The 10,541-nt window shown below is 30.3% G+C and carries 9 protein-coding genes and 1 other annotated feature; of the genes, 7 read left to right on the forward strand and 2 right to left on the reverse strand.

All coding sequences use genetic code 11. The annotated features are described in order from the left end of the window. Nucleotides 1-29: 29 nt before the first annotated feature. Nucleotides 30-1,883, forward strand: coding sequence for a tyrosine decarboxylase (gene tdc / locus RSF37_RS10275; RefSeq protein WP_332564323.1), 1,854 nt, complete (start codon nucleotides 30-32; stop codon nucleotides 1,881-1,883). A 63-nt stretch (nucleotides 1,884-1,946) separates the two neighbouring features. On the opposite strand, the gene RSF37_RS10280 is transcribed toward tdc, so the two are convergent. Continuing rightward, nucleotides 1,947-2,630 (reverse strand): 5'-methylthioadenosine/adenosylhomocysteine nucleosidase, encoded by a 684-nt coding sequence (locus RSF37_RS10280; protein WP_332564324.1) that lies wholly within the window; start codon nucleotides 2,628-2,630, stop codon nucleotides 1,947-1,949. 283 nt (nucleotides 2,631-2,913) lie between these two features. Next, nucleotides 2,914-4,143, reverse strand: coding sequence for a tyrosine--tRNA ligase (gene tyrS, locus RSF37_RS10285; protein WP_332564325.1), 1,230 nt, complete (start codon nucleotides 4,141-4,143; stop codon nucleotides 2,914-2,916). Nucleotides 4,144-4,375: 232 nt separating this feature from the next. Beyond that, nucleotides 4,376-4,615: a binding site (T-box leader), on the reverse strand. 228 nt (nucleotides 4,616-4,843) lie between these two features. On the opposite strand from tyrS, the gene cax reads away from it, so the two are divergent. The 6 genes from cax to feoB all read left to right on the forward strand — a co-directional run bounded on the left by cax (nucleotide 4,844) and on the right by feoB (nucleotide 10,135). Next, the gene (cax, locus tag RSF37_RS10290; RefSeq protein ID WP_332564326.1) at nucleotides 4,844-5,887 is read left to right on the forward strand and encodes a calcium/proton exchanger; all 1,044 of its coding nucleotides are present in this window, start codon (nucleotides 4,844-4,846) and stop codon (nucleotides 5,885-5,887) included. 102 nt (nucleotides 5,888-5,989) lie between these two features. Then, nucleotides 5,990-7,189, forward strand: a complete 1,200-nt coding sequence (locus tag RSF37_RS10295) for an alanyl-tRNA editing protein (protein ID WP_332564327.1) — start codon at nucleotides 5,990-5,992, stop codon at nucleotides 7,187-7,189. A 213-nt stretch (nucleotides 7,190-7,402) separates the two neighbouring features. Next, entirely contained in the window at nucleotides 7,403-7,669 is a 267-nt protein-coding gene (locus RSF37_RS10300; protein WP_332564328.1) for a hypothetical protein, read from the forward strand. Then, nucleotides 7,670-7,888, forward strand: coding sequence for a FeoA family protein (locus tag RSF37_RS10305; protein WP_332564329.1), 219 nt, complete (start codon nucleotides 7,670-7,672; stop codon nucleotides 7,886-7,888). Between the two features lie 15 nt (nucleotides 7,889-7,903). Continuing rightward, nucleotides 7,904-8,116: a FeoA family protein gene (locus RSF37_RS10310; protein ID WP_332564330.1), complete on the forward strand. Its 213-nt coding sequence runs from the start codon at nucleotides 7,904-7,906 to the stop codon at nucleotides 8,114-8,116. Nucleotides 8,117-8,137: 21 nt separating this feature from the next. After that, a complete protein-coding gene (gene feoB, locus RSF37_RS10315) occupies nucleotides 8,138-10,135 on the forward strand; it encodes a ferrous iron transport protein B (protein WP_332564331.1) in 1,998 nt (665 codons plus the stop codon). Nucleotides 10,136-10,541 lie beyond the last annotated feature (406 nt).

Here is a 10,541-nt window from a genome sequence, read left to right on the forward strand (position 1 = left end):
AAAAATTGAAAAACAAAGGAGTATTTAAAATGAGTGGACAAGATTTAAACTTAAAAGCATTATTTTTAGGACCAAAGTCAGAAAACAAAGAAACTTTCTCAAAGCATTTAAATATGTTATTCCAAGACCATAGTGAATGGAGAAAGAACTATCATCCAGAAGATAAAGATATAATAAAGACATCAGATATCCGTGAAGAAGATTACCAAATAACAGCGGACAAAATGGAAGATGTTTTAATAGAATTATCAAGAAAATTAAGATCAAAATCATTACCATGGCATTCACCAAGATTCTTAGGACACATGAACTCAGAAACTTTAATGCCAGCAATACTTGGATATTTCGCAGCGATGTTATATAACGGAAATAACGTAGCTTACGAATCATCACCAGGAACTTCAGAAATGGAAGAAGAAGTTGGAGCAGATTTTGCTAAACTTATGGGATACGAAGATGGAATTGGTTGGGGACATATCTGTGCAGACGGATCAATCGCTAACTTAGAAGCTATCTGGTATGCTAGAAACATTAAGTCATTACCTCTAGCAATGAAAGAAGTTGCTCCTCAATTAGTTGAAGGAAAAACTGAATGGGAACTTTTAAACATGTCAACAAAGGAAATCTTAGATTTAGTTGATAGAGTTCCAGAACAATTAGATGATTTAAAAGCTAAATCAGCTAGAAGTGGTAAGAACTTAGGAAAGCTAGGAAAATGGTTTGTTCCTCAAACTAAGCATTACTCATGGCTAAAAGCTGCTGATATAATCGGTATAGGTTTAGACCAAGTTGAAGCTGTAGAAGTTAACGAACAATACAGAATGAACACAGAAGTTCTTGAACAAAAGATCAGAGAAAATGCAGCTAAGGGAATTCCTACATTAGGAGTTGTTGGAGTTGTTGGTTCAACAGAAGAAGGAGCAGTTGATGATATACACAAGATCATAGCTGTAAGAGACAAGTTAGCTAAAGAAGGAATACACTTCTATGCACACGTTGATGCTGCATACGGTGGATACGCAAGATCAATCTTCTTAGATGAAAACTTTGATTTCATACCTAAGAAAGATTTAAAAGCTAAATACTTAGAGCACGGAGTATTCTTAAACGAAGCTACAGAGTGGCCTTCAGATGATACTTACGAAGCATTCAAAGCTATAAGCGAATGTGATACAGTAACTATCGATCCTCACAAGATGGGATATATCCCTTACTCAGCTGGTGGAATAGTTGTTAAAGATAAGAGAATGAGAGAATCAATCTCATACTTCGCAACTTACGTATTTGAAAAAGGAATGGATATACCTGCACTTCTTGGAGCATTCATGCTTGAAGGATCAAAAGCTGGAGCTACAGCAGCATCAGTTTGGGCAGCTCATAGAACATTACCATTAAATATAACAGGATACGGAAAATTAATTGGAGCTGGTGTTGAAGGTGCATTTAACTTATACAACCACTTCAATGGAAAAGAATTTATAGTTGGTGGTAAGAAATTAATACTTAACACATTAATCAGACCAGATTTCAATATGGTTGACTTCGCATTCAATGAAGAAGGAAACACTGATTTAGTTAAGATGAACCAATTAAACCATGATTTCTATGAAGAAGCTTCATACGCAAGAGGCGGATTATACGGAAATGACTTCATTACTTCACATACTGATTTCGCAGTTCCTGACTACGGAAACAGCCCATACCCATTTGTTAAATCACTTGGATTCTCAAGAGAATCATGGGATGAAGTACAAAAAGTTACTGTATTAAGAGCTTGTGTACTTTCACCATTCATCAACGAAATGGCAACATTCGATGAATACATGGAAAAAGTTGATACAGCTATACAAAAGAAATTAGAAAACATCTACGATGTAAGATAATAACTATTTGTAATATACAAAGGACCTTCATTAGTGAGGGTCCTTTTTTTATGCATAAATTAGTTAAAGCGATTTTATTACTTTTTCCATAAGAGTGATGGAATTATGGGATGCATATAGGCAGTTTGATTCGAAGGTTTCTACACCACAGTCTTCTTCGGTATCTGTTATTGACCTTATTGCTATAAAAGGAACAGTATTTACATAACATACATGGGCTATGCTAGCTGTTTCCATATCTACGCAAAGTGGATTATACTTTTCAATTATTTGTTTCCTACCAGAGTCACTTATAAATGCTTCTCCAGTTACAATTCTTCCAAATAATATGTTTTGAGAAAATATATTATTATCTACAATTTCTTTAGTTAACTTAAGAAGACTATTATCCCCTTTAAAATATATGTTATCCATCCATGGATGATATTCAGTTAATATTCCGTCTTCAACATCATGATATGAAACCTCTGTAGAAATTACTGTATCACCGATTTTTAAGGTGCTATCAATTGCACCAGCTACACCAGTTATAATAATTGCAGTCACATTAAATTTATCTATTAGTATTTGAGTAGCGATTGCTGCGTTGACTTTACAAACTCCGCAATATAAAGCTACAACATCTACATTATAATATTTACCAGTATAAAAATTTAACATTGCATATGTTTCAACAGTTGAATCAGATAGATTATTTATAAAGGGCATTATTTCAGTTTCTGATGGACCTATAATTCCTATTTTCATAATATCACCTCATATATAGTTTTCAACATCGAATTTAGAAAGTCCTTTATATTACTAGCTTAAAGTATAAGTTTAATAGGACCTTTTGAAGTAAGTAGGGGAGAAAAGAAGAACGCAAAAAGGGTACCGAAAGCATTAAAATCGGTACCCTTTGGAGTATTATAGTCTTAAAATGAGTGAGACTATAAAGCATTAATTTTTTTAAGCATTTTATTTATAATTATTTTTAAATAATTAACTAATTTATATATTTAAGCATTAATTTTTTTGAAAAGTATTTTTATTATTTAATAACTAATTTAGTGAATCCTTTTTTACCTTTTTTAATCATAGCGAATCCTTCAGCGAAGTGAGCATTCTCTAAGTTTTCAGCAAAATTTTCTACCTTAACGTCATTTATAGTTAATCCACCTTGTGTTACGAATCTCTTAGCTTCTGATTTTGATGGGAATACATCAAATTCAACTAATACATCGATTAGGTTAGTTCCTAAATGAGCTTCTGTAATTTCAACAGTAGGTACGTGATCTAAATTAGCGCCACCTTCGAATAAAGCTTGTGATGCTTCAGCAGCTTTAACAGCAGCTTCTTCACCATGAACTAGTTTAGTTACTTCGAAAGCTAATCTCTTTTTAGCTTCGTTAATTTCTGATCCTTCAACTGAACATAATTTTGTTATTTCATCTATTGATACGAATGTTAATAATTTTAAGCATTTTTCTACATCAGCATCAGCGATGTTTCTCCAGTATTGGAAGAACTCAAATGGTGATACTCTTTCTGGATCAAGCCATAAAGCTCCACCGACAGTTTTACCCATTTTTTCTCCTTCGCTGTTAGTTAAAAGAGAACAAGTCATAGCGTATACGCTCTTACCTTTTTTCTTTCTTACTAAATCAACACCAGCAATCATGTTTGACCATTGGTCGTCTCCACCAAGTTCCATCTTACAGTTGAACTTTTCATTTAATTCAACAAAATCGTAAGCTTGCATTAACATGTAGTTAAATTCTAAGAATGATAAACCTCTATCTAAAGCAAATCTTTTCTTGAAACAATCAGCAGCTAACATTTTGTTTACTGTGAAGTGTCCACCAACTTCTCTTAAGAAATCAATGTAATTTAAGCCTCTAAGCCAATCAGCATTGTTAACTAATATAGCTTTGTCATCTTCAAAGTCGATGAATCTTGACATTTGACCTTTTATTGAATCAACATTATGTTGTATTTGTTCGTCTGTTAACATTTGTCTCATATCAGTTTTTCCACTTGGATCTCCGATAGTAACAGTACCTCCACCAATTAATACGATTGGTCTGTGACCAGCTTGTTGCATGTGTGCCATGAACATTAAAGCTATAAAGTGACCAACGTGTAAACTATCAGCAGTAGGATCGAATCCTATGTAGAATGTTACTTTCTCTTTCCCAAGTAATTCTCTTGTTTCTTCTTCGTGTGTGAATTGTTTAATGTATCCACGTTCCTTTAAAATATCTAAAACATTTCTTTCCATAATAAAAACCTCCAATAATTAATTTAAATTTAGATTAATTATTGACCTTCTTAAGAAAAACTAATATAATATATATGTAAAATAATAATATTAATATTCGGGGAAGGGCAATAATTTAACGATATTTGCAATTTTCTTACGCTATATAAGATTTGTGGTGATTCTTATATAGCTTTTTATTTATAAAAATTATTAAAAAAATAATTTAATATAACAAAAAAACCTCATCCGTTGAAAGGACGAGATTACTCACGTGGTACCACCTTAATTTATTATATATAAACATCCGTTTATAATAACCTTATTAAGAGTTTCTAACGGTACTCAACCGACAACACCTACTGTCTATAATAATAGAGTTCAATGAACGACTCCAAGATGTATTCAAAGATAAATGTCTTTGCGCCTCTCATCAACCGGCAACTTTCTGTTAAGCTTAGATACTTCTACTTGTTCTCTTCACAGTCTTTAGTGATAAATTAAGTTGTTTGCAAAATGTTTTATTTGTTTTGCATGAACTCATTATAACCCCATAAATTATTAGAGTCAACAATAATTTTAAAATATTTTTATTAAGTGTATGTGAAAAATAAGTATTTTAAGTTAATAATAGAACTAAAATGTAAATGGAATATAGTCATAGTATGATGTATTATATTTAGAGGAAAACATAACACTATAAGTAGAAAGAAGGACGTATATGAAATATTTAAAATATCTTTTAGTTTTCATTCCAATTAGTATAATAGCAGAATTTATGCACGTATCAGAAACTTTAATATTCCTTTTATCAGCTCTTGCAATAGTTCCGCTTGCTGGACTTATGGGAGAAGCTACAGAAGAAATATCATGTTATACAGGACCTAAGATAGGAGGCTTTTTAAATGCAACTTTTGGAAATGCAACAGAGCTAATAATTTCATTTTTTGCATTAAAAAGTGGATTGTTTGATGTTGTAAAAGCTTCAATTGCAGGTTCAGTTATAGGAAATACTTTACTAGTTTTAGGAGCTAGTATGTTACTTGGAGGACTTAAGTTTAAGACTCAGAAGTTTAATGAGAAAGTAATTAATATGAGTTCAAGTATGCTTTTATTTGCAGTTATAGGACTTACAATTCCTGCAATATTCACTCATACTATGCCAGAAAGCCTTGTTAATACAAAGTATGAAGGATTAAGCATAATAGTTGCAGCAATTATGTTTATTATATACATATTAAGTTTAGTATTTTCATTTTTTACTCATAAAGATATGTACGCTCAAGATGAAGAAGAAAATGTTCAAGCAAAATGGTCAATGAAAAAATCAATATTAGTTTTAGCTATAGCAACTGTTTGTATAGCTATAGAGAGTGAACTTTTAGTTAGTGCCGTAGAGCCTATGACAGCTTCACTTGGATTAAGTGAATTCTTCGTTGGTATTATAGTAATTCCTATAATAGGAAATGCAGCAGAACATAGTACAGCTATTGTAATGGCACTTAAAAACAAGATGGATGTTGCAGTAGAAATTGCAATAGGGTCTAGTCTTCAAATAATTTTATTTGTTGCACCAGTATTAGTGTTTTTAAGTTTAATATTTACTCCTATGAGTATTGTATTTAATCCATTTGAACTTGTAGCATTAATAGTTTCAGTTTTAATTGCTAATAAAGTAGCAACAGATGGTGAGTCAAATTGGCTTGAAGGTGTTCAATTAATATCTGTATATATAATTATTGCAGCATGTTTCTTTGTTGTTTAAACATTAAAAAAATAGTTATACTTCAATAATAAGGAGTATAACTATTTTTTTTATAAAAATGATATACTATTATTATTAAAAAGAGAAAGGATGTTTAATAGTTTGGAAAAATTATATTACATAGATCAATATATAAAAGAATTTACAGCAGAAGTTGAAGAAGTTTTAGAGCGAGAGGGAAAATTCCATGTTGTCCTAGATAAAAGTGCTTTTTTCCCAGGTGGAGGAGGTCAGCCTTGTGACTTAGGATTTTTAGATAATCATGAGGTAATAGATGTATATGAAGAAAATGGAATTGTATATCATGTAGTAAATAAAAAACCTATAAAAATTCATAAAGTTAAATGTAAAATAGATTGGAATAGAAGATTTGATTATATGCAGCAGCATTTATCACAACATGTTCTTTCAGGATGCTTTTTTAAATTATTCAATCAAAATACAGCAGGAATACATTTAGGAAAAGATATAAGTACTATTGACATAGTTGGTGATTTAACTGATGAGCAAATAAGAGAAGCAGAAGTTTTTGCTAATGATAGAATAAGTGAGAACCTTAATGTGGAATTTTTATTTCCAGAGAGAAGAGAACTTAAGAAGTTAGGACTTAGACGTGATCTTCCAAAGACTGATGAAAAGATAAGAATTGTAAAGATTGAAGATCTTGATATAAATGCATGTTGTGGGATTCATCCAAGCAAGACAATAGAGCTTCAATGTATAAAACTTAAAAGAGCTGAAAAGCACAAAGGAAATACAAGAATTGAATATCTAGCTGGAAGAAGAGCTATAAATGACTACTTTATAAAAGATGCTTTTTCAAAGAAAATATGCAATTTCTTAAGTTGTAGCGAAAATGAGGCAGTTAATAGTATAAATAATTTAAACGAAGAAGTTAAAAGTTTAATTAATAAAAATAAAAATTTAACTGTTGAAATATCAGAATATAAAGGTAAAGAGCTTATAGATAATGCAGAAAAAATTAATGGAATATCTGTAATAAAAGAAGTATATGAAGATGAGGATGTTAAATACGTAAGTAAGCTTGTTTCAAAGTTAACAGAAAGTGATAATGTTATTGCGTTAATGGTTATCAAAAATGGCGATAGAGCTAATTTAATATTTGCTTCTTCAAAAAATATTAAAGGAACAGATATGAACACACTTTTAAAAGATTCAATTAGCCTAATTGACGGAAGAGGTGGCGGAAGTAAACTTCTAGCTCAAGGTGGCGGAAAGAATAATAGTAATTTAGATTCTCTTTTAGATTATGCAGTTATGAAAATAAAATCAAATTTATAATATATAAATTGATCCTCACCTAAAATACAGGTGGGGATATTTTTTAATAAAAAATAAATGATAAAGAATATCAATATCGTTAATAATTTGAGCAATACACAGTAATTATGAGTATGGAGGGGTTATATTTAATAAACAAACTATATCCTAATTGACAGAAAACTGGAATATAGATACAATTCTAATTGAAAATCAATTTCATTTGGAGGTATTATGATAAAAGAAATTATTAGATATATTTATGAAAATAAAGATTTTTCAACTAGTGGCATATCAAAAGCATTAGGTTTAAGCGAAGGTATTGTAGATCAATACAAAGAAAAATTATTACTAAGTGGATATATTTACAAAGAGGAAAGTTGTAGTAGTGAAGCTTGCAAGAAATGTAGTTGTGGATGTAATGATAAAATGTTGAATCCAATATTGCAGTGGGGAATTTCAGACAAAGGGATTAATCTTATAAAAAGAGAGGTGAAATAAATGAGTAAAATATCTAATTGTAAAGTTGGAGATAAGCTAACTGTTAAAGGTATCAATAGAGAAAGTAATGTTAAGAGAAGGCTTATGGATATGGGAATTACACCAGGAATAACTATTGAAATTACAGGTAAAGCACCATTAGGAGATCCAATAGAAATATGCATAAGAGGTTATAAATTAACTTTAAGAAAAGAAGAAGCAGAAGCTATATTAATTTAAGGGGTGAATTCAATTATGCCTATAACATTTTTAGATGAAGGTTCTATAGTTAAAATAAAGGAAATAATTTTAAGTGAAATATTGTGCAAAAGAATTAAATCAATGGGATTTAATATTGGAGAAAGTATTCAAATTATAAAAAATGACGGAGCAAATTTAATATTAGGTGTTGGAGAATCAAGAATAGCACTTAGTTTTGGAATGGCACAGAAAATATTAGCAGAATAAATTTTTTAGGGGGATACAAAGATGAAAATAGCTTTAGTAGGGAATCCAAACTGTGGTAAAAGCAGTATATTTAATGCATTAACAAAAGGAAGGCAACATATAGGTAATTGGCCTGGGGTTACAGTAGAAAAGAAAGAAGGTAAACTAAAGTACAATGGGAAAGAGTATAGCGTAATAGATCTTCCAGGTACTTATAGTTTAGGTGCTTATTCAGAGGATGAGGTAGTTGCAAGAGACTATATACTTAAAGAGAATCCAGATGTTGTTATAAATGTTGTTGATGCAACAAACTTAGAAAGAAATCTATATCTTACAGTACAATTAATAGAATTAGGAGTTAACGTAGTTCTTGTACTTAATATGATGGACAATGCTAAAAATAAAGGAATTAATATAAATTCTGATGAGTTATCTAAAAGACTTGGTATACCAGTTGTAGAAACTGTTGCAACAAAAAAAGATGGTATAGAAAGAGTAATAGAGGAATCGATCAAATGTAAAAAATCATATAATAAAAAAATCAGTACTAATAAATCATTGATAGATAGAATTAATATTTTAAAAAGTTGCTTAAAGGATAAAGAATTAGATTATTCATCAGAGTGGATATCATTAAAGTTACTAGAGAATGATAAGAATATAAGAAGGTACATAGAAGAATGCGGTTATGAGGATGTCTTAAACTGTGCAGATGAATTAATTGAAGATTATATAGAGTCAGAAGGCCTAGAACCGGAGATGGCTATAGTTGATGAACGATATAATTTTATAAGTAACATTACAAAAGGTATATTAAAGAAGCCAAGCACTCGAAGTAAAACATTATCAGATAAAATTGATGCAGTTGTTACGAATAAATTTTTAGGTATACCTATATTTGCAGTAATTATGTATATTTTATATGATATTACTTTTAAAGTAGGGGCAGGACTTCAAGAGTGGTTAGGTGGCGGTATTGAAGCTATTGGTGCACTAGTAGTTGAAAAACTTGAAGGGATTGGTTCTCCAGATTTTTTAAATGGATTTATAGGAGATGGAATTTTTGCAGGGGTAGGTTCTGTATTAAGTTTTGTTCCTTTAATTATGGTGATGTATTTCTTAATGGGATTATTAGAAGATAGCGGATATATGGCTAGAGCTGCCTATATAATGGATAGGGTAATGAAGGCATTAGGATTACATGGTAAAACATTTATTTCAATGATAATAGGGTCAGGATGTAATGTGCCTGGAATTATGGCAACTAGAACTTTAGAAAGTAAAAAAGATAGAATGATTGCAATTCTTATAAATCCTTTTGTTTCATGTGGTGCTAGACTTCCAATATATTTAGTGTTTATTGATGCATTTTTCCAAACACATGCTTCACTTATTTTATTAAGTTTATATTTATTAGGAATTATTGTAGCTTTAATTTGTGGAAAAATATTAAGTAAAACATTGTTTAAAGGAGAATCATCTTATTTTGTAATGGAACTTCCAAGCTATAGAGTTCCATCTCTTAAAAATGTTGCAATTTTAACTTGGGAAAAAGGTGGAGCCTTTATTAAAAAAGCTGGGGTTATTATATTACCAGCAGTTGTAGTTATTTGGATACTATCAGTGTTACCATTTGGGGTAGAACAATATAGTGAAGCTTCTATTCTTGGAAGAATTGGAGAATTTATTGCACCTATATACGTTTTTGCTGGATTTGCAACATGGCAAGCTTCAGTTGCTCTTTTCTCAGGAATAGTTGCTAAAGAAGCAGTTGTAGCAACTTTAGGTATGCTATATGTAGGAGCCTCAGAGGGAACAGAACTTATATCAGCTATAGCTGCTAATTTCACTCCTCTTTCAGCTATGTCATATATGGTAATGACTTTACTTTTCACACCATGTTTAGCTGCATTAGGTGCAATTAAGAGGGAGACTAACTCATGGAAATGGACAGCTTTCTCAGCTATAAGTTCCTTTGTTATAGCACTAATTGTAGCAACATTAGTATATCAAGGTGGATTATTATTAGGATTTAAATAGAATAATAAAGATAGGAAGCATTTTTACGCTTCCTATCTTTATGTTAGTTAAGTATATTGATAAAAGAGTAATGTGCAACAGAGATAATAATGTCGGAAATATAATTGTATATAGAAAGCACCTATTAATAGGTGTGAAATTCGAAGCTTCAATATAAATAATTAATTTTATATTGAAGTTTTATTTTAGTCTAAATTAATTTTGTTCTTATAGTTTAGATTTTTATTTAAATATATTAACAATTTTAACTATATATATACATTTTTCTTTTAAAATATAAGACTATAATGAATTTAATACTTAAAGGTTTGGAGGGGATTTGCATGAATGTTTTTTATAATATACTAGTTCAGATAGTAGCTAGAGTTGCTGGTTTACTTCTATGTCTATTTTTAATGACTAGATT

The organism is Clostridium sp., assembly GCF_036643715.1.
Lineage (GTDB): Bacteria > Bacillota > Clostridia > Clostridiales > Clostridiaceae > Clostridium.